The following is a 23,720-nucleotide window of genomic DNA, read 5'->3' on the forward strand; positions in this document are numbered from 1 at the left end:
CTATATCGCGCCAGAGGTCGTGCCACAATTCTTAAGTTGCCGTGCCGTGGCGAGCGCACCAACCTTCGTGACGTAGTCCTGGACTTCAGCGGCATCGCTGCCGTCGGGAGCCCAGTCGGGAAATGCCGTGCGGGAGGGATCGAACGGACCGGCGGTGGTTTCGTGAAACACCAGCCACTCCGAGGTGATCAGGATCGAGTGAAACACTTGCTCGGGCATCCGGTAGTAGCAGCGCTTGCCCTTGCCGTAAGGCGCCATCTCGAGCACGTCGCGAATCCGCCCGTCATCCTCGAAGATCACGACCTGCGCGGTGCCTTCGATGACGTGGAACGACTCGGGTTTGCCAAAATGCTTGTGAGGCCGCACATAGGCCTCGCGATGATGCACGATGAGCATCTCGTGCAGGCCGGACGAGGGATCGGGATGCGTGCACAGTCTGCTGCGCAGACGCGGATTGCCGGCGGCGATGCGCTTCAGCTCGGCGATCGTGGCGTCGTCCGCCGTGACGATGGCGTCGTCCGAATAATATACTTCGGGATTTTGCGCACGCAGCGTCGGCCGGCGCAGGCCCGTTGCTTCATTCGAAGAAGATGAACCCATGGTCGCCCCGGTATCCGCATTTGTCGTAGATCCACGCCCACGTTTCCGGACCGTGGAAACTCAGGCAAGTGAGCTGCCAGTAGAGCAGGTTCGCCTTCTCGCGCTCGTCGCGGAACGTTTCCACCATCAGATATTTCGAGGCGCCGCGCCCAACGCGCTCGATTTCCGACACGGCGCGGAAGACGTCCTCGAGCGGAAGATTGTGAAGCACGCCGAGCGACACCACGAGATCGAAGCTGTGGTCGGGGTAGGGGAGCTCGACGGCGCTGCCGATCTTCAATTGCGGCCGCACCTCCTCCTTGGCGTTGGCGATGCCATAGTCGGAGATGTCAATGCCGGCGATCGTGAGGCCGGGCACGAGCTGGCTGAACTCATGGAGCAAATAGCCCTTGCCGCAGCCGACATCGAGCACGCTCATCCCGGGCTTGATGCCATAGCGGTCGATCAGGGTCTGGGCGAGCGGGCGCCACCGTCCGTCGTAGCGATAACCGCCATAGCCATAGCGGCGGTCGCCGTCCCAATAGTCGTGTCCCCATTGCCGGGCCACGGTGGCGGATTCCGCCTTGTCGTGCTCGACGACCCGCTGAACGTAGTTCCGCTTGGTCGATGCGTGCATCGGCTGGAGTAAGTTGATCTCGGTCATTGTCCCCAACCGGTCGGCGGCATCGTCACAGGATGGTCGCGAATTTATTGACGAGCAGAATATCCTCGACGGCCTGGATGCCGTCGCGCGAGGACAGCGTGATCTCCTCGACGGCGGCGTGCAAGTCGCAGCCTTCGCTCAGCACGCGGTCGTAGATCTCCCGCCGCCGCGCCTCTTCGGGCGGCAGCATGAAGATGCTGTAGAGAATCAGGCCACGCAGCCGCGGCAGCTCGTCCAGGATGTCCTCGAGCACCATGTAGCTGCCTTGCATGGTGTGCTCGGCGGCACTGAGCAGATAATGCAGGTTCTTCCGCCGCGCGTAGTCGCGGATCACGATGTTCTGGACGTGCTGCGGAGTGCGGCTGCCGTTCAGCGGCCGGGCGCCGATATAGCCGCGATGGCCGGCTCGCTCAGCCATGGAAGCCTCCCGGCAGCTTGTACTGCATGCCCACGCGTGTCGCCGGGCGCAGCAGGATCGGTTCGAAGAACTCGCCGAAGCGCTTGTCCGCGTAGGGCGACATGATGCTCTTGAAGCGGCAGTTCATGCTCCAGCGCGTGCCGGGCTCCTCGTTGATACGATTGCCGTGCATCAGGGTCTGGTTGAACAGCATCACTTGGCCGTAGGGGATCTCGATGAAGGTCGCGTGCGGCTTGATGGTCTTGTACAGCTCCTCGGCGCTGCGCAGGCTGGCCATTCGGTCCTGCATGTCGCCATTCAGGGACGGCGGCAGCAGATACATCGATTTGGAGCGGTGGACGTCGACCAGCGGCACCCACACCACGACCTCGAACGGCGAGTCGCCCGACCAGACGTCGGAATGGGTGGCGAGCAGCGAGGAATCGTCGCCCGGCAGCTGGATGCTGAGATTGACGCGGCGCTGCATGCAGAGCTCGTTGCCGACGATGGTCTCGATCGTCGAGCGCGCCAGACGGAAATAGGTCGGCCGGAACCAGGGCTCGGCGTTGAGGCCGTTGAAGACGTGCAGCCGCAGGCCGTTGAGATCATCCGCGTTCATCCGCGTGTGGATGGTGTCGAGCATCGCGTAGGGGTCGTTGCCGTGCGGCAGCTTCAGATAGTCCGCCGCGAGTTCGGCTGCGCGCCGCTGGATCCGGTCGAGCCCGGCGCGATCGTCGGCCGGCGTGGTGACGAAGCCGTCGTCGATGAAGCGTTGCGCCAGCGCCTGCTCATCGGCCTCGAGGAAAGCCGTGTCCGTCATGCAAAATACTCCCGGGCGGTCGCGCAAACATAGCTGATGTCCGAGGCCGAGAGGAACTGGTTGATGGGAAGCGTGAGGATCTGATCCGCCTGCCGCTCAGTCACCGGGAACGCGCCGCGACCGTGACCCAGATGCGCCGCCGCCTCCTGGAGGTGGATCGGTACCGGATAGTGGATCGCGGTCTCGATACCCTTGTCGGCAAGATATTTCTGGAAGTCGTCGCGACGGTCCGTCTGCACGACGAAGGTGTGGAAGGTGTTGAACTCGATGTTGCGGCAAACCGGGATGAACAGGGGAAGGCCGGCGAGCTCAGTGCGGTATTGCGCGGCGTTGCGGCGCCGGCGTTCGATGACAGAGGGCAGGTGACGCAGGCGAATGCGAAGCACCTCCGCCTGGACCGTGTCGAGGCGTGACACGATGCCCCACTCCTGAACGTCACTGCGATTGATCAGGCCGTGATTGCGCAGGCGTCGAATTCTCGCGGCCAGCTCGGCGTCGGCGGTGACGACGAAGCCGGCGTCGCCCGCGGCATTGAGATTCTTCAGCGGGTGGGCGGAGAAACAGCCGAACGTTCCGATGGTCCCGCTCATCCGCCCGTCATAGGTCGAGCCGATGGCCTGCGCGCTGTCCTCGATCACGGCGAGAGCGTGCTTGGCCGCGATCGCCATCAGCGGGCTCATGTCGGCCATGCGTCCGGTCAGGTGCACCGGCATGATCGCCCTGGTCCGCGGGGTGACGGCGGCCTCGACCGCCGCCGGATCGATGTTCTGGTCCGGCAGCACGTCCGCAAACACCGGCGTGGCGCCAACGGCGACGATGGCGGCAGTCGATGCCACGAACGAATTCGGCGGGGTAATCACCTCGTCGCCGGGACCGATGTCGAGCGCCCTCAAGGACAGGATCAGCGCATCGGTGCCGGAGTTCAGCGTCACCACATGCGGCGAGCCGAGATAGGTGGTGAGCTCCTCTTCGAGCTTCGCAACGGCCGCGCCGCCGATGAAATCGCCACGCTGGAATACGCCCTCGACCGCCTGCATGATCTCGCCGCGCTCTTCCTCGAATTGCGCGGGAAGATTGACGTAACCGATGCGCCGGCGGCCGGTGTCAGCGTCCATGGCAGAATTTCCGGACGATCTCGATGACGCGGTCCTGCTGGGCGTGCGTCAGATGCTGGTCGACGGGGAAGCTGATGACTTCCTGGGCGTGGCGGTCGGTGACCGGGAAGGTGCCCGGCCCGTAGCCGAGATGCTTGAGGCCTTCCTGCTGATACAGCGGGATGGGGTAGTGGATCTTCGCTTCGATGCCGTTGTCCAGGCAGTATTTGTAGAGCTCGTCGCGGCGCTCGGCGAACACCATGTAGAGATGATAGACGTGCTTCACGTTGGGCCGGCGCGGCGGAATGCGCAGGCCGGGCAGGCCGGCGAGGCCCGCGTCATAATAGGCCGCGTTCTCGATCCGGCGGCGTGTGATCTCGCTGGTCTTGCCGATCAGCCAGTTGCCGACCACCGCCTGGAGGGAATCTAGCCGCGAATTGCAGCCGAGGATCGCGATCTCGTCGCGATTCTTCATCCCGTGGTTGCGGATCAGACGAAGCCGCTCGTTCATCCCGTCGTCATTGGTGACGACGACGCCAGCATCGCCCCAGACGTTGAGGTTCTTGAGCGGATGCAGGGAGAAGCCGGCTGCGATACCGTGGGTGCCGGAGCGCTTTCCCGCGAACTCCGACAGAATGCCCTGGCAGGAATCCTCGACGACGGGAATGTTGTGACGTTGGGCGATCGCCATCAGCTTGCCCATGTCGGTGACCTCGCCGGTCAACTGAACCGGCATGATCGCCTTGGTCTTCTCCGTGATCGCGGCTTCGACGTAGTCGACGTTCATGCAAAAGGAATCGTCGCAGTCGACCAGTACGGGCGTCGCGCCGGTCTCCGCGATGGCGCCGACGGTGGCGATGAAGGTGTTAGCGGCGGTGATGACCTCGTCGCCATGACCGATGCCGAGCGCCTTGAGCGGCAGCTTGAGCGCATCGGTGCCCGATCCGACGCCGATGGCGTGACGCACGCCGATCAGCTCGGCAAAGCGCCGCTCGAATTCGGCGACCGGCTTGCCCAGGGTGAAATCACCGGTCGCCACCAGTCGGCCGATCTCGGCCAGGATCGGGGCAGGATCGGAGAATTGCTCGAGCAGATAGGAATATCGAACGTCGTGCATGGGGCCCGTCAGGTGGAATGAAGTTGAGGAGAGGAGGTGTGCGAGGCGGCGAGCGCGCGCTCGATCGAGGTCGCAATGGCGCTGGCGGAAAGTCCGTGCTTCTTCAGCAGCGAGTCCTGCGATCCGTAATTGTGCATGAACCGGTCCGGCAGCGACAGCCGAAGCATCGCGGGCAGGCCGAAGCCGAGCTTGTCGATCAGCGCCTCCGCGACCGCGCTGCCGAGGCCGCCGGAGGGCACGTGCTCCTCCAGCGTCGCCACGAGCTTGGTGCGCCGGATCGCTTGCAGCAGCGCCTCGGTGTCGAGCGGCTTGACCGTGTGCATGTGCAGGATGCCGGCGCGAATGCCCTGGGCGGCCAGCAGGTCGGCCGCGGCGAGTGCGCGCTGGAGCATGATGCCCGTCGTGACCATGACGACGTCACCGGGCGGCCGCATCAGGATGGCCTTGCCGATCTCAAAGCCGTGCTCGGCCTTCGAGACGATTGCGTCGCCACCCTTGCCGAGACGGATGTAGATCGGTCCGGTCCAGTCGAGCGTTTGCTCCATCAGCCGCGCCGCCTCGTCGGCATCGCACGGGCAGACCACCGTCATGTTCGGCAGAACCCGCATGATGGCGATGTCCTCGATCGCCTGGTGGGTGGGGCCGAGCGGCGCATAGACCAGCCCGCCGCCATTGGCGATCAGCCGCACCGGTAGATTGTGCAGGCAGAGATCGACGGCGACCTGCTCGTAGCAGCGGCGGGTGAGGAATGTCGCGATGGTGTTGACGTAGGGCACGAAGCCTTCCATCGCGAGACCGGCCGACATGCCGATGATGTGCGCTTCCGAAATGCCTTCGATCAGGTGGCGCTTGGGAAACTCCTTGCTCATCGCGCGCAAGGTGCCCGCGCCGGGATCGGAGCCGATGTAGAGCACACGCTCGTCGCGCGTGGCGAGCTTGTGGACCATGTTCATCGCGGTATTGCGCATGGGAAGCCGATCAAAAATCGCCGACAGCGACGCGGATGGCGCCGAGCTCGCTGTCGGTCAGCTTGTTCTTGTGATGCCAATCGGCGTTGGATTCCGCGGCCGGCAGACCCTTGCCCTTGACGGTATGACAGATGACCGCGGTGGGTTTTCCCGGAACGGCCGGTACCTGCTTCAGGACGGTGCGCAGGGCGCCGACGTCGTGGCCGTTGAGCTCCTGCACGGCAAAGCCGAAGCTGCGCCACTTGTCCGCGAGTGGCTCCAGCGGCAGGACATAGTCGGTGGGGCCGTAGCTCTGCAGCTTGTTGTAGTCGATCAGCGCGACCAGATTGTCGAGCCCATGCTTGGCCGCGGCCATGGCAGCCTCCCACACCGAGCCCTCGTTGATCTCGCCGTCGCCGAGCAGGACGAAGGTGCGGTAGCTGCGCTCGCGCATGCGCGCGGCAAGCGCAAGGCCGACACCGATCGACAGGCCGTGTCCAAGTGCGCCGGTCGACGCCTCGACGCCCGGCACCATTCCGTATTCGGGATGTCCGCCCAAAATGCTGTCGGGGCCGCAGAAGCCGTCGAGCTCCGACAGGGGAAAGAAGCCGCGATCGGCCAGCAGCGCATAGAGCGCCAGACACCCGTGCCCCTTGCTGAGGATCGCGCGGTCGCGGCCCGGGTCGCGCGGGTTCTTCGGATCGATCCGCAGCACGTCGTCGTAGAGTACGCGGACCATCTCGATCAGCGACAATGCCGGACCGACATGTCCGCGTCCCGCGGAGCGGACAGAACCGAGCACCAGCCGGCGCAGATAAAGGCTACGCTCGTCCAGCGTGCAGGTGAGGGCGGCTTCAGCGTGGGGCGAGATCTGTGTCACTTCGGTAAATCTGTTGGGCTAATCGTCTGGTGAAGCCGGCGGGCTTTGTCGAGCTGACCGGCGAGGCGGATCGTAACATCGCCACCTTGTGCAGCCATTGCGCGCCGGGAGCGGCTGTCCGGCAAATAGGCGTTCAGGACAATCAGGCACCAGATTCCCTTGAACACAGGATACAGTACGTCACGGCGGATCGCAAACGCGTCATCGCCCGCCTCGAAGGCGCGCGACAGCCGTTTGACCAAGCGATTCGCGCTCGCCTCCGGCAGGTCGCTGCCGGGGTGAATGGCGGTGTCGGACACGAGCTTGACCGGATCGTCCCAGCCGAAATATTCGAAGTCGATGAATCGCAAGCACCCGCCTTCGGCGCGCAACGCGTTGTGCAGTCCGAAATCGGACGGACTTAGCGCGCGATGGTTGGGCGCAAGGTCCGCTGCGGGATCCCGGCCCAGTTCGGCGTAGCGCCGGCGGAGCTGCCGAATCGCGACGTCAGTGCTGGGAACCAGGCTGCCTTCGATGAACGCGCGCAGGTCGGGATGATCATCCGAGACCCGCCGCAGTCCGTCCAGGCGCTGCTCGTACTGGCCGATGGCTGCCTCGGGTGAAAAGATGCTGGCTGAGGCGTTGCGCAAATTCTGCGCGCCTTCGGCGGCGCGCAGTTTCTGCAACGCGATCAGGAAATCGGCGAGTTGGTCGGCGTCGTCGCCCTGCGGGCGCAGCACCGCGGCCTCGCCGTCGAACCATTGGTACAGCGCGCAGAACGCATCCGCGTCCTTCGCGACCGGCCGCGGTGTCGACATGATGCCGTGGCGCGACAGAAACAAGAGCGCGGCATATTCCTGTCCCAGGCGATCGCGTCCGTCGGACGGATAATGCTTGAGGGCAAGGGGCGGTCCCTCCGCCATCTCCAGCCGAAACACCCTGTTGTTGCCGCCGGACCGTGCCGGCTGGGCGGCTACGACACGCGCACCGGCCAAGCGGCTGCCGATCGCGATCGCATCCGGCGCGGTGATGTCGGTCTCGCTCATGCCGCAAACACCTCGCGGCGAATATCGGCCCATGTCGCGATCGGCTTGCACTGTTCGGGGTGGGGAGGCTGCGACCGCGTGAACAGGATCGATCGCGTGACCTTGGGAAAATGCGGTTGCTCGAAGACGTCGACGAGATCGTCGATGAAGACGTCGAGCCCCAGGCCCGCGATTCTCTCGACTTTGGCGGCCAGTGTATCCTCGAAATAGACGTCGCCGATGGCCAGCGCCGCATCCGCAGCGTCGATCAGTGTGGCGCCCCGCAGCCAGTTGCGCGCGGCGTCACGCAGGTCGGTGCGGTCGGGGTCCTGATGACCGAATCGAGTCTTGTGGCTGACGATGGAGACCTTCGAACCGGCCTGCTTGCACGCTGACAAAAATTCCCGCACCCCCGGATAGATTTCGGCGCCGCCAATTCCCTTGCCGTAGACGAAGCCTTGCAGTCCTTGCCAGGCGAGTTCGCCGCCCGCGCGGGAGCGGAGATGATCCCGCACGTCGGTCTTCAGCCCCTCCCACCCCTCAGGCACCAGCCCACGCTGACGTGCGACGACGGCAAAGACCTTGTCATAGCAGATGATCGTGTTGTCGAAATCGATGCCGATCCGCACGCCGCTCACTTCAGGCTGATGTTCTGCATCATCTTGATGTTGAAGTACCGGGGGTCGTTGAGTGAGTTCGGCAGGCGGCCGCCCTTGAAGGCGTTGACGAGGCCGGACACGGCCTGCTCGATCGTGTGGGTCGGCGCAAAGCCGAGCTCGCGGCGGATCTTCTCCGAAGAGACGTGGTAGGAGCGGAGATCGTCGGTCGGCTCAACGGCGACGTCGACATTGCTACCGACCACCGACTTGACGATGTCGGCGATCTTCATCAGCGAGTGGTTCTCGTAGCCGATATTGTAGGTCTTGCCGTCGATCTTCGCGTCGTCCTGCTGGAGCAGGAACAGATAGGCCGCGGACATGTCCTCGATGTGCAGATTGGGCCGGCGCTGCGTTCCCCCGAACACGCGGATGCGGCCGGTGTTGACCGCGAGATTGGTCAGGATGTTGACGACGACGTCGAGCCGCTGCCGCGGTGCGTACCCGCAGACGGTGGCGGGACGAACCGTGCAGGCGACGAACCCTGACGCGGCCTCGTCGGCGAGGTCGGTCTCGCACATCGCCTTGAACTTCGAATAGTCCGTGAGCGGCTCGCAGGACAGGTCCTCGGTCACCTCGACCTCGTCCTTGATGCCGTAGACGCTGGACGAGGAGGCGTAGATGAAGCGCTTGATGCCCGCCTTCTTGGCGGCGCGCACCATCGGCCGGAAGCAGTCGTAATTGATGGATTTTCCGAGCCCCGGATCCAGCTCGAACGACGGATCGTTGGAGATGCAGGCGAGGTGGATCACGGCGTTGTTGCCGCGCAGGGCCTCGTTGATCGCGGCTTCATCGCGGATGTCGCCCTTGATCAAGCGCAGATTTGGATTGTTGCGGACGGCATCGAAGACATCGTCGCCATACATGAACAGGTCGAGCACGGTGACCATGTGGCCCGCGGCGAGCAAGTGGGGAACCAGCACGCTGCCGACATAGCCGGCGCCACCGGTGACCATCACATTCCATTTTTGACCAATCACTGTCGTTCTCCAGTATTTGCCGTTCGCGCTACTTCAACAACGCAGTGACGAACTTGACCAGCGGCACCTTTTCGACCGAGCTGCGGTGGCCGACGATCCCGACCTTGATCGCGCCGGCCGCGTTGCCGATGAAGGCGACGTCCTCGATATTGCCGCCGGCGGCGACCAGCGGCGCGGTGATCGTCAGGAAGGCGTCCCCCGCGCCGACGGTGTCGACGACGGTCTTGGTGAAGGCAGGAACGCGCGCGACGCCGGTTTTCGAAGAGAACGGGTAGCAACCGAAGGAGCCGTGCGTGATAATCATGTTGTCGCAGTCGATCTTGCCGTGCAGGCCGGCCTCGATCACGGATGCGATGTCGCTGAACTTGTCGGTTGCCGCCAGACGCGCCTCCGGCGCGTCGATGCAGATGTAATCAGCACGCGGATATCTCGTGATCAGGTTGTAGCCGTGATTGCCACTGTTGCTCTGGGCATTGACCGCCAGGAACTTGGAGTTCGCAATCAGGGCGTCGATCGTGCTCGAGGCGATCATGCCGTGACCGAAATCGGTGACGATCACTACGTCGGCGCCGCGCACGCGCTCCGTCGTGATACGGTCGATCTCCTTCCGATCGGCCTCGTCGAGCGGCGTGTCGTCCATGGTGTAGACTTCGAACAGCTTGTGCAGATATCCCAGCTCGACGTACCGCGATTTGCGGGTCGTCGGACGGCCCTGAATGCGAATCGGCGTCAGCGTGACATTCGGGCGGACATGCGCGCGGATGAACTCTTCAGGGTAGTCGTTGCCGCCCAGCGTCGTGACGATCTCCACCGATTTGCAGAAGCTCGCGACATGGTTCGCCGCGGCAATGACGCCGCCGGCAAATTGCTCGCCGTTCTTGAATAGCGTGGCGACGATGTTTTCCTTCGAGGCCTTTCCGAGCGCCGTGACGTACTGGTATTCGTCGATGATGGTGTCGCCGACCAGCACGACGTGCATGTCCTGCACCTTGTCGATCAGCTTCAGCAGACGGTCGGCGCCGCCACCTTCACGGACCTTTTGCAGGTAGTCGCGGAGTGGAGGATCGTAGATGTCGAAATACCGGTTCACCAGCGACGAGGAGCTGAAGGTCACGTCGCGCGTGAACACGATGCGTCCGCCGTGACGCTCGACGGCGTCGCGCTCGGTCCGGATCTTGCCGGTCACGTCGTCTTCGGGGTTCTCGTAGTCGGACCCCTTCACATAGATGTCCGGCCGCACCGTATCGAGAATCGGCTCGGCGCTGGAGGTGTGATTGATGCCGACCCAATCGACGTTCGCGAGCGAGGCCAGCATCTCGGCCCGCATGGTTTCGGGGAAGATCGGCCGCCCCGGCCCCTTGTTGACGTGACGGTCGGCGGTGATCGTCACCATGACGACGTCGCCTTCGTTGTGCGCGGCCTGGATGTGCCTGATGTGGCCGAGATGCACGAGGTCGAAGACGCCGTGGCAGAGTGCGACCTTCCGGCCCTGCGCTTGCGCAGATCGCGCGATCTCGCCGAGTTCCTCGATTGTCTTGATCTTTTCGTGCGCCGCCAGTTGGGCGGTTGACGCGGGATTGTCGGTCGGAAGATTGCCCATGTGATAACCCAAAGCGCCGGCCGACCTCAGTCGGCCGGCCCGGAATTGATCGATTCGCGGCAACGATATCCGGCGAACCTGTTCACTGGCTTGCCTTCTGCAGCGTGCCGGACGCGGCGTCGCTGTCGTCACCGAGATACTTGAACCAGTCCTTGGTCGCGTCCGCGATCTTGTCCACTGTCCACAGGGGCGCGTCCTTGTACTGATCCATCGACTTCAGCATCGTCGCGACGCCGTCCTCGAATTTGACCTTCGGCGTCCATTTCAGGATCCGCTTGATCTTGGTGATGTCGGCATAGGTGCAATCGGGCTCGCCGGGACGCTTGGGAATGTGGACCTTGTCGCCGCCGAGAAGCTCGATCAGCCGGTTGACGCTGTAGGTGTGGTCGGAACCGACATTGAAAATTTCGTTCGAGACATCGGACCGCGCGGCGGTCACGAAAGCGTCGGCGACATCGCTGACGAAGGTGAAGTCGCGGGTCTGCTCGCCGTCGCCGACCACCGTGAAGGGCTTGCCGGCGAGCTTCTGCGCCATGAACACACCGAACACGGCGCCGTAGGTGCCCGTGGTGCGATGGCGCGGCCCGTAGACGTTGAACAGGCGCAGCGCGACCGCGGGCAGCTTGTAGACCTGGCACCAGTGCATGACGCACTGCTCGCCGAGATTCTTGGTGAGCGCATAGGGATACATCGGCCGGATCTCTGCGCTCTCCGACGTCGGATAGACGTCGGGAATTCCGTAGCAGGACGACGACGCGGCATAAACGAAGCGGCTGACGCCCGCCTGCCGTGCAGCCTCGAGAACGTTGACCGTGCCGTCGACATTGGCGCGGTGATACGGGATCGGGGATTCGATCGAGGGAACGATGTCGGCCAGCGCGGCGAGATGGAAGACCCAGTCGATGCCGTCGAAATGCGGCTTGATCGATTCGAGTTCGGTGACGTCGGCCCGCACAATCTTCAGTCGACTCGAATCGGCGCGCGAGGCGAGATTTTCGGGGCGTCCGATCACGAAATTATCGAGCGCGATGACCTTGTGCCCGTCGTCGAGGAGACGATCGACGAGGTGACTGCCGATGAAGCCCGCGCCACCAGTAACGATGCATTTCATGGGGAACATCCGTGATGCGAATGCCCAGCGAAACAGGCTCGCCAATGTTAAGTGGAGTCGGAAACCGAATCGGCTGCTAGTACACTCGGCAGGTATTATACCTTTGCAATCGCTGGTGATAGCCGGTATCAGGGCGTCATGTCGCCGTCGAGCCGCGAGCCCATGCCTGCCGAGTCCGTCGATCCCGATCACAAGGCTTTCCTCGACGATTATGTGGCGCGCCTCCATCGCGCGACGGAGGTTGACGACGGGGTTTTCGCCAGGATCTCCGCCACCCGCGCGACCTGGTTGCGCGCGCGAGAGCAGGGCGGTCGCATCATCTTCATCGGCAATGGCGGCTCGGCCGGCATCGCTTCGCATCTCGCTATCGATCTGGCGAAGAACGCATCAGTGCCCGCACTCTGCTTCAGCGATGCCAGCATGATGTCGTGCCTTGCCAATGATTACGGTTTCGAGGATTGGCTCGCGCATGCGGTGCGGCTGAGCGCTCGCGCCGGCGATTGCCTCGTCGCGATCAGCTCGTCGGGGCGCTCGAAGAACATCCTCAATGCGGTCGCGCAGGCGCGGACGATGAAGCTCGACGTGATCACGCTGTCGGGCATGAATGCGGACAATCCGCTGCGCAATCTCGGCGACGTCGATTTTTACGTCGATAGCCGCAGCTACAACATCGTCGAGACCACGCACCAGTTCTGGATGATGGCCGCGATCGACCTCGTCATCGGTCGCGCGGAATATCCGGCATCCTGAGGCGGGAATTCGATGCAGTCGCGATTGAAGCAGGCGGCCTATTTTCGGTGAAGCTGCTGCTGTTGATCGCCGTGCCGGTGTACATTGGGCGCGCCACCCTCGACTCTCTTGACCAATGCCGTCGATCTGATCTTCACAGGGTGAGATTGCCTCATCCGCCCGCATGTCTCCGTTTTCCGGTCCCACGATGAAAAACCTGTTCTACGTCCGGCATACCTGCCGCCTCTGTCATTCGGACAAGCAGGAGCTGGTCGTCCCGATGGCAGGCATGCCCATCGGCACGCCGAACTTCCAGGTGCCGAACGCCAGCGTCGACGATCCCGTCTTTCGCGCCGCCGTGCCGATGGCGCTGCACCTGTGCGCAGACTGCGGCCATCTCCAGATTCTGCACGTCGGCAATCCGGAGATCCAGTACCGCAACTACGTCTACACCACCTCGCTCTCGCTCGGCCTGCGGGAGCATTTCGCGGGCTATGCCAACGACGTCGTCAGCCGTTTCGCCATCGCGCCGGGCTCGCTGGTCGTCGAACTCGGCAGCAATGACGGATCGCTGCTCGGCTTCTTTAGGGAGCGCGGCATGCGGGTGCTGGGTGTCGATCCCGCCGTCGACATCGCACGGCGGGCGACGGAAGCGGGGATCGAGACCATCGGCGATTTCTTCACCGATGTCATTGGTCACCGCATCCTGCAAAGCCACGGTGCGGCGAGCGTCGTGATCGCCAACAACATGATCGCCAATGTCGACAATCTCGATCCGCTGGTGATCGGGGTCCGCGACGTGCTGGCGCCGGACGGGCTGTTCGTTTTCGAAACGCAGTACGGCGTCGACGTCACCGAGAAGAACCTTCTCGACACCGTCTATCACGAGCATCTGTCGTATTTTAACATCAAGCCGCTGACGCGCTTCTTCGCGCGGCTCGGCATGGAAGTGATCGACGTCCAGCACATCGAGACCAAGGGCGGCTCCATCCGCGTGACGGTGCAGCGTGCCGGCGGCCCGAAGAAGCCTTCCGCGGAGGTCGCGCGCTTCATCGGCGAGGAAGACCGGCTCGGCGTCGACCAGCCCACCTACTATGTGCCCTATGCGCGGAGGATCGCCGCCATCCGCGACGAGTTGGTCGCGATGGCCGATGCCGCCCATGCGCGCGGTCAACTCGTGGCCGGCTACGGCGTGTCTGTCGGTACCACGACCCTGCTGCCGCAGTTCGGCCTGGAGACGAAGATCGACTTCCTGGTGGACGACGACCCCAAGAAGGGGAACGTGATGGCCGGCCCGGGCTACGACATCCCGATCCTGTCGCCCGCCGCCCTTTACGAGCGCAAGCCGGCATTCGTCGTCGTTTTCGCCTGGCGCTACGTGGATCCGATCCGGGCCAAGCATGCCCGCTATTTCGCCGATGGCGGAAAGTTCGTTGTGCCGTTGCCGGGCATCTCGACGATCGATCCGGCCGATTGACCGCCCCAGGTCGCTACCAAGTCGCTAGAAGGGGTCCCAGGAGAGGGGGACCCAGGGTGTCGTTCTGCAAAGAGCCGGCGGAGGGCATGGGACCGCGCTTTGCAGGCGGCCGATAAGCCCTTGATCGGCATGGTCTCTGCTCGGTCGTCCGCGGAGGCCGGTTTACCCGCTGGCACCCTCTCGATCTTGACCTTTGCTCTCATCCGCAGTAGATACCGCGCACTCGCAGCCGGCCCGTTAGACGCGGATTTCCGGCGCGGCTTTGAAATCCCCGAACAATCGAGCCCGGATTCCGGCTCATCCTTCGAGACAGAGGGCTGGGCCAACGGCGGCTGTTCGGATCCCTGAAATTCATTCGCGTCTGTCGACGGACGTTGGACATCAAACGATGGCAGTCAGCCCGTTCAAGTTCTTGCAGGAAGTGCGCTCGGAGACCGCCAAGGTCACCTGGCCGACCCGCCGTGAGACGACCATCACCACCATCATGGTGTTCGTCATGGTCGCCGTGGCCTCGATCTTCTTCTTCGCCGCCGACCAGGTCATCCGTTACCTCATCACCTTCCTTCTGGGCATCCACTGATGGCAACAGCAACGGCTCAATTGTCTGACAAGCGCTGGTACATCGTCCACGCCTATTCGAACTTCGAGAAGAAGGTCGCCGAATCGATCCGCGAGCAGGCCAAGCAGCGTGGGCTCGAGGAACTGTTCGAGCTGGTGCTGGTTCCGACCGAGAAGGTCACGGAAGTGCGCCGCGGCCGCAAGATCGACGCCGAGCGCAAGTTCTTTCCGGGCTACGTGCTGGTGAAGATGAAGCTGACCGACGAGGCGTTTCATCTAATCAAGAACACGCCGAAGGTGACCGGCTTCCTCGGCGCGGAAAACAAGCCGATGCCGATCTCGGAAGCCGAGGCCATGCGCATCCTGCACCAGGTGCAGGAGGGCGTGGAACGGCCGAAGGCGTCGGTGTCGTTCGAGATCGGCGAGAACGTGCGCGTGGCCGACGGCCCGTTCGCCTCGTTCTCGGGTGTTGTCGAGGAAATCGACGAGGCGCGCTCGCGCGTGAAGGTCGCGGTGTCGATCTTCGGCCGCGCCACGCCGGTCGAACTGGAATTCGGTCAGGTCGAGAAGGTCTGATCGGGTAGGCGTGAGACTTCGGTCTCACGCAACAAGAGGCCGTGGGAGGGAGAGGGCGGTTGCCAGCCGCATCCGACCCAGACCACGAACCTGAAACCGCCGGTCCAGGCCGGCCCAACAGGAGTGATACATGGCAAAGAAAGTGACCGGATACCTGAAGCTTCAGGTCCCGGCCGGTGCGGCGAATCCTTCGCCCCCGATCGGTCCCGCGCTCGGTCAGCGCGGTCTCAACATTATGGAGTTCTGCAAGGCGTTCAACGCCCAGACCCAGAAGGAAGAGAAGAACACCCCCATCCCGGTGGTCATCACCATCTATGCGGACCGTTCCTTCACCTTCGAGATGAAGACGCCGCCGATGTCCTTCTTCCTCAAGCAGGCTGCCAAGATCCAGTCCGGCTCGAAGGCGCCGGGCCGCGACAAGGCCGGCGCGGTGACCAAGGCGCAAGTGCGCGAGATCGCCGAGAAGAAGATGAAGGATCTCAATTGCGATACGATCGAATCGGCCATGAAGATGGTCGAGGGCTCTGCCCGCTCGATGGGTCTGGAAGTGGCAGGGTAAGCGGTCATGGCAATCGGAAAGCGTTTGAACAAAGCCCGCGAAGGTGTTGATCGCGAAAAGCTTTACCCGCTCGCGGACGCCATCAAGATGGTCAAGGAACGCGCGAAAGCGAAGTTCGACGAGACCATCGAGGTCGCGATCAATCTCGGCGTCGATCCGCGTCACGCCGACCAGATGGTCCGCGGCGTCGTGACCCTGCCGAACGGCACCGGCCGTACGCTCCGCGTCGGCGTGTTCGCCCGCGGCGCCAAGGCTGATGAAGCCAAGGCTGCGGGTGCCGACGTCGTCGGCGCCGAAGACCTGGTCGAAAAGGTGCAGAACGGCACGATCGATTTCGATCGTTGTATCGCGACCCCCGACATGATGCCGCTGGTCGGCCGTCTCGGTAAGGTGCTGGGCCCGCGCGGCCTGATGCCGAACCCGAAGATCGGCACTGTGACCATGGACGTCACTGGCGCGGTGAAGGGTGCCAAGGGCGGCTCGGTCGAGTTCCGTGTCGAGAAGGCCGGCATCCTGCAGGCCGGCGTCGGCAAGGCCTCGTTCTCCGAGGAGAAGCTGGTCGAGAACATCAAGGCCCTGGCTGACGCTGTCTCCAAGGCCAAGCCGGCTGGTTCCAAGGGCACCTACATCCAGCGCGTTGCGGTGTCCTCGTCGATGGGCCCCGGCGTGAAGGTCGAGCCGGGCACCATTCTCGGCTAGGGTTTGTAAATGCATGAGGCGAGGGGCGGAATCGGGCAACCGATTCCGCCCCTCGTCGTTTGTGACGGTGTTCACTGGAAACAAGAACAATGACTGACAAGGTCCTGATCTACTCGCGCTTTCCCAAAACGATGATGGCGCGCTTCGCCGAGCGGTTCGATCTGCTCGACACCGGCGGCAAGCCCGCGCGCGAGGTGTTTTCGGCCGACGAGCTCGGTGGCATCCGCGCGGTGCTCACCGCGGGCGGCACGCCGCTCGGCGCGGAGGCGATGGACCTGTTTCCAAAGCTCGGCACCATCGTCTGCTACGGCACCGGCTATGACGGCGTCGATCTGAAGGCCGCCGCCGCGCGCAACATTGCGGTCGGCCACAGCCCCGGCGCCAATGCGGCCTCGGTCGCCGATATCGCGATGACCTTGATGCTGGCGACGACGCGACGGATCCTGGTTGCCGACCAATATGTCCGCAGCGGCGATTGGGCTGCCTCAAAGCAGTCGCCGATGATGCGCCCGCAGGCCGGCATGCCCGGCCGCCGCATCGGCGTCTACGGCATGGGCGAGATCGGCCGCAAGATCGCGGCGCGCTGCGCCGCCTTCGAGAGCGAAATCGGCTATTTCAGCCGCAGCAAACACGATCTGCCCTATCAATATTTCCCGACGCTGGAGGCGCTCGCCGACTGGAGCAGCGTGCTGATGATCGCGGTCCGGGCAGGGGCCGAGACCCAGCACGCCGTCAGCGCCGATATCCTCAAGCGGCTCGGGGCGGACGGCTACGTCGTCAACATCTCCCGCGGCTCGGTGATCGACGAGACTGCCCTGGTGATGGCTCTCACCGAGAAGACCATCGCCGGCGCGGGTCTCGACGTCTACGACACGGAACCGCACGCGCCCGACGAGCTGACGGCGCTGCCCAATGTGGTGTTCGCCCCCCATATCGGCGGCCATACCCTCGAATCGCATGTTGCCATGCAGGGCTGCGTGCTGGCGAACCTGACCGCGTTTTTCGAGGGCAAGCCGCTGCCTTATGGGGTCAAATGAGCCCGAATCGACCCTTGTCGGCCCGGGTCAAGCGCCAGCGGCAACGGATTGGAACTGGTGTGAATTTTGCTCTTGGCAAGCAGGCCCTGAGCGGTTAAAGAACCGCTTCCGGACGTACCGGCCTTGGCTGGCGCGTTCGTGCACGCATTCCGAAAAACCCGATACGGCAGGAGATCATTCCTTTTCAGGACGTCCGCAAGGATTTGCCGGAAAAGGAAAGAAAACCCGTCGGATGGTGGAATGCGGGCAGGGGTCGGGCGGTTCGCCGGCTGACCTTGTCCTGTCCAAGACTGCAGGCGCCCGCGGGGAATCTCGATTTCTCAACGGCTTAATCGCATGGCCTGCATAGACGGGTGAAGACCGGATTTCACTTCGTGTCCACCTTAGGGTTGGCTGCGGAATGGGTTTGGTTCGGACCTCGACACGCCGTGGGCTCCAATGGGCTCCCGGAGGGCAGGCTTTGAATTGTCGTCTCGCCCGGCGCGTGTCCGAAGGGTTTTGGCCCAGAGGTTCAGGTTTTGGGTGGGACGATGGGTGCAACCCGGTGGTCCCGTTTCTCGCGATGACCGCCAACCGGAAAGAGCTTGCTGTGGAACGAGCGGCAAAAAAGGAAGCGGTCGAACAGCTCAATGGCATCTTCAAGGCCACGAGCGTCGCGGTCGTTGCCCAATATTCCGGCCTGACCGTTGTCCAGATGCAGAAGCTGCGCATGCAGATGAAGCAGGCTGGCGCCTCGGTGAAGGTCTCGAAGAACCGTCTCGCCAAAATTGCTCTTGAAGGCACTGACGTCGTTGCCATCGGTTCCATGTTGAAGGGACCGACCGTGATCGCCACTTCGGACGATCCGGTAGCGGCGCCAAAGGTCGCCGTCGAATTCGCCAAGGCGAACGAAAAGTTCGTCATCATTGGCGGTTCGATGGGAACGACCGTCCTGAATGTCGACGGCGTGAAGGCACTTGCCTCGCTGCCGTCGCTTGACGAACTGCGCGCCAAGATCGTCGGCCTTCTTGTGGCCCCGGCGACCAAGATCGCTCAGCTCGCCAATGCGCCCGCGGGCAAGCTCGCGCGCGTCATCCAGGCTTATGCCTCAAAGGGCGAAGCGGCCTGACGCCCTTCGCAAAACTCAAACCCGAACCAGATTACATTCAAGGAAACTGAACAATGGCTGACTTGCAGAAGATCGTTGACGACCTCTCGAGCCTCACCGTGCTCGAAGCTGCCGAACTCGCGAAGCTCCTCGAAGAGAAGTGGGGCGTTTCGGCTGCCGCGGCTGTCGCCGTGGCCGGCCCGGCTGGTGGTGGCGCTGCCGCCGCTCCGGCCGAAGAGAAGACCGAGTTCACGGTCGTTCTTGCCGCCGCCGGCGACAAGAAGATCGAGGTCATCAAGGAAGTCCGCGCCATCACCGGCCTGGGCCTGAAGGAAGCAAAGGACCTCGTCGAGGGCGCGCCGAAGCCTGTCAAGGAAGGCGTGAACAAGGACGAAGCCGAGAAGCTCAAGGCCCAGCTCGAGAAGGCTGGCGCGAAGGTCGAGCTCAAGTAAGCAACGCTTACTGATACGAGATCCCGGTGAGCATCAGCGAAACCGGGATCTCGGTCCACTCCCTGAAAGGGTGGGCCAGATGCAAAAGGCGTGCGACGGAACGGCCCGACGCAGGTGGAACACGAAAAAGTGTGGGGATTTGAGGCTTTACCTCTCGAATCTGCACTACTGTCGTCCCATATCGGGTCGACAGCACGAAAGCGCGGTGGGCAGGGATGCCGGGTTTCCCTGTAAGCCGTTGGGAGAGCAAGCTATTTCGGGCTTTTGCAGTCCGTGAAGAGAATGGTTGTGACGGGCGGGCGCGCTACTGCGCCCCGCGCGTCGTTTTGCGTTTTGAAGGTCTGAAGAACAGATTCAGGACATTCCTGCCTGAAACTGAGTCTCCGGTCCTTCAAAGCGGGTTCGAAAAATTCAACCCGGGGAGCGGCGGTAGCCGCGTTCCGGACGGCGCGCCCAGATCGGGCGCCGAAAATGAGAGGCCACGATGGCGCAGCAGACATTCACCGGTCGCAAACGCGTTCGCAAGTTCTTCGGACACATCAAGGAAGTTGCCGAGATGCCGAACCTCATCGAGGTTCAGAAGGCATCCTATGACCAGTTCCTGATGGTCGACGAGCCCCAGGGCGGGCGGTCCGATGAGGGCTTGCAGGCAGTGTTCCGCTCGGTGTTCCCGATCTCTGACTTCTCGGGCACCTCGATGCTGGAATTCGTCCGCTATGAGTTCGAGCCGCCGAAATACGACGTCGACGAGTGCCGCCAGCGCGGCATGACCTTTGCCGCACCCCTCAAGGTGACGCTGCGCCTCATCGTGTTCGATATCGACGAGGAAACCGGCGCGAAGTCGGTCAAGGACATCAAGGAGCAGGACGTCTACATGGGCGATATCCCGCTCATGACGATGAACGGCACCTTCATCGTCAACGGCACCGAGCGCGTCATCGTCTCGCAGATGCACCGTTCGCCCGGCGTGTTCTTCGACCACGACAAGGGCAAGACCCATTCCTCGGGCAAGCTGCTGTTCGCCGCCCGCGTGATCCCGTATCGCGGCTCCTGGCTCGACATCGAGTTCGACGCCAAGGACATCGTCTATGCGCGTATCGACCGTCGCCGCAAGCTTCCGGTGACGTCGCTGATGTTCGCGCTCGGCCTCGACGGCGAGGCGATCCTCAGCACCTTCTACAAGAAGATCCAGTACAAGCGGATCAAGGAAGGCTGGCGTGTTCCGTTCGACGCCAATCGTTTCCGCGGCTACTCGACCATCAACGACCTGATCGACGCCGATACCGGCAAGGTCGTGCTCGAAGCCGGCAAGAAGCTCACCGTGCGCGGTGCGCGTCAGATGCAGGAGAAGGGCCTCAAGGCGCTGCGCCTGTCGGATGCGGAACTCGTCGGCAACTACATCGCCGAGGACCTCGTCAATCCGAAGACCGGCGAGATCCACGCGGAAGCCGGTGAAGAGATCACCGACAAGTCGATGAAGGCTCTCAACGAGCACGGCTACAAGGAACTGCCACTGCTCGACATCGACCACGTCAATGTCGGCGCCTACATCCGCAACACGCTCTCGGCCGACAAGAACATGACGCGCGAGGACGCGCTGTTCGACATCTACCGCGTGATGCGTCCGGGCGAGCCGCCGACGCTGGATTCGGCGCAGGCGATGTTCCAGTCGCTGTTCTTCGACGCCGAGCGTTACGACCTCTCAGCGGTCGGCCGCGTCAAGATGAACATGCGCCTCGATCTCGATGCGCCCGACACCCAGCGCACGCTGCGCAAGGAAGACATCCTCTCCGTCATCAAGACGCTGGTGGATTTGCGCGACGGCAAGGGCGAGATCGACGATATCGACCATCTCGGCAACCGCCGTGTGCGTTCGGTCGGCGAACTCATGGAGAACCAGTACCGCATCGGCTTGCTCCGCATGGAGCGCGCGATCAAGGAGCGCATGTCCTCGGTCGACATCGACACGGTCATGCCGCAGGACCTGATCAACGCGAAGCCGGCGGCCGCCGCAGTGCGCGAGTTCTTCGGCTCCTCGCAGCTCTCGCAGTTCATGGACCAGACCAACCCGCTGTCGGAGATCACCCACAAGCGCCGTCTCTCGGCGCTTGGACCGGGCGGTCTGACCCGCGAGCGCGCCGGCTTCGAGGTGCGCGACGTGCATCCGACGCATTACGGCCGCATCTGCCCGATCGAGACGCCGGAAGGTCCGAACATCGGCCTGATCAACTCGCTCGCGACTTTCGCGCGCGTGAACAAGTACGGCTTCGTCGAGACGCCTTACCGCAAGGTCAAGGACGGGCGCGTCACCGACGAGGTCGTGTACCTCTCGGCGATGGAAGAGGGCCGCTACACGGTCGCGCAGGCCAACGTGCCGCTCGATCCGAAGGGCCGCTTCACCGAAGATCTCGTGGTCTGCCGTCACGCCGGCGAAGTCTTGCCGGTGACCCCGGACAAGGTCGACTACATGGACGTGTCGCCGAAGCAGCTCGTTTCGGTCGCAGCCGCGCTGATCCCGTTCCTCGAGAACGACGACGCCAACCGCGCGCTGATGGGCTCGAACATGCAGCGCCAGGCGGTGCCGCTGGTTCGCGCCGAGGCGCCGTTCGTCGGCACCGGCATGGAAGGCGTGGTTGCGCGTGACTCGGGTGCTGCGATCGCGGCGCGCCGTTCGGGCGTGATCGACCAGATCGACGCAACCCGCGTCGTCATCCGCGCCACGGAAGATCTCGATCCGACCAAGTCGGGCGTCGATATCTACCGGCTGATGAAGTACCAGCGCTCGAACCAGTCGACCTGCATCAACCAGCGTCCGCTGGTGAAGGTCGGCGACATCGTCAAGAAGGGCGACATCATCGCCGACGGCCCGTCGACCGATCTCGGCGAGCTCGCGCTCGGCCGCAACGTGCTGGTCGCGTTCATGCCGTGGAACGGCTACAACTTCGAAGATTCGATCCTGCTCTCCGAGCGGATCGTGAAGGAAGACGTCTTCACCTCGATTCACATCGAGGAGTTCGAGGTGATGGCCCGCGACACCAAGCTCGGGCCCGAGGAAATCACCCGCGACATTCCGAACGTGTCGGAAGAAGCGCTGAAGAACCTCGACGAAGCCGGTATCGTGTACATCGGCGCGGAAGTGCGCGCCGGCGACATCCTGGTCGGCAAGATCACTCCGAAGGGCGAAAGCCCGATGACGCCGGAAGAAAAGCTCCTGCGCGCCATCTTCGGTGAAAAGGCTTCCGACGTTCGCGACACCTCGCTGCGCGTTCCTCCGGGCGTGCAGGGCACCATCGTCGAAGTGCGCGTGTTCAACCGTCACGGCGTCGACAAGGACGAGCGTGCGCTGGCGATCGAGCGGGAAGAGATCGAACGTCTGGCCAAGGACCGCGACGACGAGCAGGCGATTCTGGACCGCAACGTCTACAACCGTCTTGCCGAGTTGCTCGAGGGACGGCAGGGCATTGCCGGTCCGAAGGGCTTCAAGAAGGACACCAAGATCACCCGTGCGGTGCTCGAGGAGTACCCGAAGTCGCAGTGGTGGCTGTTCGCTTCGCCGAACGACAAGCTGATGGCCGAGATCGAGGCCATGCGGAAGCAGTACGACGAGTCGAAGAAGGGGCTGGAACAGCGCTTCCTCGACAAGGTCGAAAAGCTTCAGCGCGGTGACGAATTGCCGCCCGGCGTGATGAAGATGGTCAAGGTCTTCGTCGCGGTGAAACGCAAGATCCAGCCCGGCGACAAGATGGCCGGCCGCCACGGCAACAAGGGCGTGGTGTCGAAGATCGTGCCGATCGAGGACATGCCGTTCCTCGAAGACGGTACGCATGCCGACATCGTGCTCAATCCGCTCGGCGTGCCCTCGCGCATGAACGTTGGACAGATCCTCGAGACCCATCTCGGCTGGGCCTGTGCCGGCCTCGGCAAGCGTATCGGCCAGACGGTCGATGCCTACCTGTCGAGGCAGGACATCAAGCCGCTGAAGGAAACCTTGAAGAAGGTCTACGGCGAGGACGAGACGATCAAGTCGCTCAACGACAACGAGTTGATCGAGCTCGGCCACAATCTGAGCCGCGGCGTGCCGATCGCGACGCCGGTGTTCGACGGCGCCAAGGAAGCGGACATCGAGGAGATGCTGAAGCTTGCCGGTCTCGACGCTTCGGGTCAGTCGACCGTCTATGACGGCCGCACCGGCGATGCGTTCGATCGCAAGGTGACGGTGGGCTACATCTACATGCTCAAGCTGCACCATCTCGTCGACGACAAGATCCACGCGCGTTCGATTGGTCCGTACTCGCTCGTCACCCAGCAGCCGCTGGGCGGCAAGGCGCAGTTCGGCGGCCAGCGCTTCGGCGAAATGGAAGTGTGGGCGCTCGAGGCTTACGGCGCGGCGTACACGCTCCAGGAGATGCTGACCGTGAAGTCGGACGACGTCGCCGGCCGTACCAAGGTGTACGAGGCGATCGTGCGTGGCGACGACACCTTCGAGGCCGGTATTCCGGAATCGTTCAACGTGCTGGTCAAGGAAATGCGCTCGCTCGGCCTCAACGTCGACCTGCACAATTCCAAGGTCGGACCGGGGACGGCGGAAGCGGCCGAGTAAGACGACCCTCATGCCCGGCCTGAACGGCCGGGCATCGGCACCCAGTCCCCGAGTCGCGAGGGGCGGGGCGCCCCGCATAGTGATTTTCGAATTTGCT

At 63.3% G+C, this 23,720-nt stretch carries 23 protein-coding genes; 10 read left to right on the plus strand and 13 right to left on the minus strand.

The features are described 5' to 3' along the window. The 13 genes from ABIB06_RS30515 to ABIB06_RS30575 all read right to left on the minus strand — a co-directional run bounded on the left by ABIB06_RS30515 (position 1) and on the right by ABIB06_RS30575 (position 11,849). Positions 1-600, minus strand: a complete 600-nt coding sequence (locus ABIB06_RS30515) for a WbuC family cupin fold metalloprotein (protein ID WP_354050863.1) — start codon at positions 598-600, stop codon at positions 1-3. Beyond that, positions 578-1,243, minus strand: coding sequence for a class I SAM-dependent methyltransferase (locus tag ABIB06_RS30520; RefSeq protein ID WP_354069779.1), 666 nt, complete (start codon positions 1,241-1,243; stop codon positions 578-580). Before ABIB06_RS30520 ends, ABIB06_RS30515 begins: the two co-directional genes overlap by 23 nt. Before the next feature lie 25 nt (positions 1,244-1,268). Next, positions 1,269-1,661, minus strand: coding sequence for an LIC12192 family sporadic carbohydrate cluster protein (locus ABIB06_RS30525; protein WP_211399458.1), 393 nt, complete (start codon positions 1,659-1,661; stop codon positions 1,269-1,271). After that, entirely contained in the window at positions 1,654-2,460 is an 807-nt protein-coding gene (locus tag ABIB06_RS30530) for a sporadic carbohydrate cluster 2OG-Fe(II) oxygenase (RefSeq protein WP_354069781.1), read from the minus strand. Before ABIB06_RS30530 ends, ABIB06_RS30525 begins: the two co-directional genes overlap by 8 nt. After that, positions 2,457-3,575, minus strand: a complete 1,119-nt coding sequence (locus tag ABIB06_RS30535) for a DegT/DnrJ/EryC1/StrS family aminotransferase (RefSeq protein ID WP_354050857.1) — start codon at positions 3,573-3,575, stop codon at positions 2,457-2,459. The genes ABIB06_RS30530 and ABIB06_RS30535 overlap by 4 nt, the downstream gene beginning before the upstream one ends. Next, a complete protein-coding gene (locus ABIB06_RS30540) occupies positions 3,565-4,671 on the minus strand; it encodes a DegT/DnrJ/EryC1/StrS family aminotransferase (protein WP_354050855.1) in 1,107 nt (368 codons plus the stop codon). The genes ABIB06_RS30535 and ABIB06_RS30540 overlap by 11 nt, the downstream gene beginning before the upstream one ends. Before the next feature lie 8 nt (positions 4,672-4,679). Then, entirely contained in the window at positions 4,680-5,639 is a 960-nt protein-coding gene (locus ABIB06_RS30545) for a transketolase family protein (RefSeq protein ID WP_354050853.1), read from the minus strand. A 10-nt stretch (positions 5,640-5,649) separates the two neighbouring features. Further along, on the minus strand, positions 5,650-6,498 hold the full coding sequence (locus tag ABIB06_RS30550; RefSeq protein ID WP_354050851.1) for a transketolase: 849 nt from the start codon (positions 6,496-6,498) through the stop codon (positions 5,650-5,652). Continuing rightward, positions 6,495-7,556 carry an aminoglycoside phosphotransferase family protein gene (locus ABIB06_RS30555; RefSeq protein ID WP_354069783.1) on the minus strand — a complete coding sequence of 354 codons (1,062 nt, stop codon included), beginning with the start codon at positions 7,554-7,556 and terminating at the stop codon, positions 6,495-6,497. Before ABIB06_RS30555 ends, ABIB06_RS30550 begins: the two co-directional genes overlap by 4 nt. Continuing rightward, positions 7,520-8,131, minus strand: coding sequence for an HAD family hydrolase (locus tag ABIB06_RS30560; protein ID WP_354050848.1), 612 nt, complete (start codon positions 8,129-8,131; stop codon positions 7,520-7,522). The genes ABIB06_RS30555 and ABIB06_RS30560 overlap by 37 nt, the downstream gene beginning before the upstream one ends. A gap of 5 nt (positions 8,132-8,136) precedes the next feature. Further along, positions 8,137-9,138 carry an NAD-dependent epimerase/dehydratase family protein gene (locus ABIB06_RS30565; RefSeq protein WP_354050846.1) on the minus strand — a complete coding sequence of 334 codons (1,002 nt, stop codon included), beginning with the start codon at positions 9,136-9,138 and terminating at the stop codon, positions 8,137-8,139. Between the two features lie 28 nt (positions 9,139-9,166). After that, complete coding sequence (locus tag ABIB06_RS30570) at positions 9,167-10,738, minus strand: PfkB family carbohydrate kinase (protein WP_354050844.1); 1,572 nt, start codon at positions 10,736-10,738, stop codon at positions 9,167-9,169. Between the two features lie 82 nt (positions 10,739-10,820). Next, on the minus strand, positions 10,821-11,849 hold the full coding sequence (locus tag ABIB06_RS30575) for an SDR family oxidoreductase (RefSeq protein WP_354050843.1): 1,029 nt from the start codon (positions 11,847-11,849) through the stop codon (positions 10,821-10,823). A gap of 162 nt (positions 11,850-12,011) precedes the next feature. Between ABIB06_RS30575 and ABIB06_RS30580 the strand changes: the two genes are divergently transcribed. From ABIB06_RS30580 to rpoB, 10 genes are all read left to right on the plus strand, one after another. Beyond that, positions 12,012-12,599 carry an SIS domain-containing protein gene (locus ABIB06_RS30580; RefSeq protein WP_354050841.1) on the plus strand — a complete coding sequence of 196 codons (588 nt, stop codon included), beginning with the start codon at positions 12,012-12,014 and terminating at the stop codon, positions 12,597-12,599. Between the two features lie 187 nt (positions 12,600-12,786). Further along, entirely contained in the window at positions 12,787-14,055 is a 1,269-nt protein-coding gene (locus ABIB06_RS30585; RefSeq protein WP_354069785.1) for a methyltransferase domain-containing protein, read from the plus strand. 388 nt (positions 14,056-14,443) lie between these two features. Further along, complete coding sequence (secE, locus tag ABIB06_RS30590; RefSeq protein WP_045008229.1) at positions 14,444-14,635, plus strand: preprotein translocase subunit SecE; 192 nt, start codon at positions 14,444-14,446, stop codon at positions 14,633-14,635. Then, the gene (nusG, locus tag ABIB06_RS30595) at positions 14,635-15,189 is read left to right on the plus strand and encodes a transcription termination/antitermination protein NusG (RefSeq protein ID WP_007602985.1); all 555 of its coding nucleotides are present in this window, start codon (positions 14,635-14,637) and stop codon (positions 15,187-15,189) included. Before secE ends, nusG begins: the two co-directional genes overlap by 1 nt. Positions 15,190-15,319: 130 nt before the next feature. Continuing rightward, the gene (rplK, locus tag ABIB06_RS30600; protein WP_045008228.1) at positions 15,320-15,748 is read left to right on the plus strand and encodes a 50S ribosomal protein L11; all 429 of its coding nucleotides are present in this window, start codon (positions 15,320-15,322) and stop codon (positions 15,746-15,748) included. Positions 15,749-15,754: 6 nt separating this feature from the next. Beyond that, positions 15,755-16,447: a 50S ribosomal protein L1 gene (rplA, locus tag ABIB06_RS30605; RefSeq protein ID WP_092034881.1), complete on the plus strand. Its 693-nt coding sequence runs from the start codon at positions 15,755-15,757 to the stop codon at positions 16,445-16,447. Between the two features lie 89 nt (positions 16,448-16,536). Continuing rightward, positions 16,537-17,484, plus strand: a complete 948-nt coding sequence (locus ABIB06_RS30610; RefSeq protein ID WP_354050836.1) for a 2-hydroxyacid dehydrogenase — start codon at positions 16,537-16,539, stop codon at positions 17,482-17,484. Positions 17,485-18,073: 589 nt separating this feature from the next. Then, positions 18,074-18,592, plus strand: coding sequence for a 50S ribosomal protein L10 (gene rplJ / locus ABIB06_RS30615; RefSeq protein WP_354050965.1), 519 nt, complete (start codon positions 18,074-18,076; stop codon positions 18,590-18,592). A 53-nt stretch (positions 18,593-18,645) separates the two neighbouring features. Further along, on the plus strand, positions 18,646-19,023 hold the full coding sequence (gene rplL / locus ABIB06_RS30620; RefSeq protein ID WP_007602994.1) for a 50S ribosomal protein L7/L12: 378 nt from the start codon (positions 18,646-18,648) through the stop codon (positions 19,021-19,023). A gap of 484 nt (positions 19,024-19,507) precedes the next feature. Next, the gene (gene rpoB, locus ABIB06_RS30625) at positions 19,508-23,623 is read left to right on the plus strand and encodes a DNA-directed RNA polymerase subunit beta (protein ID WP_247341149.1); all 4,116 of its coding nucleotides are present in this window, start codon (positions 19,508-19,510) and stop codon (positions 23,621-23,623) included. Positions 23,624-23,720: the final 97 nt, after the last annotated feature.

This window comes from Bradyrhizobium sp. LB8.2, from assembly GCF_040548035.1.
Lineage (GTDB): Bacteria > Pseudomonadota > Alphaproteobacteria > Rhizobiales > Xanthobacteraceae > Bradyrhizobium.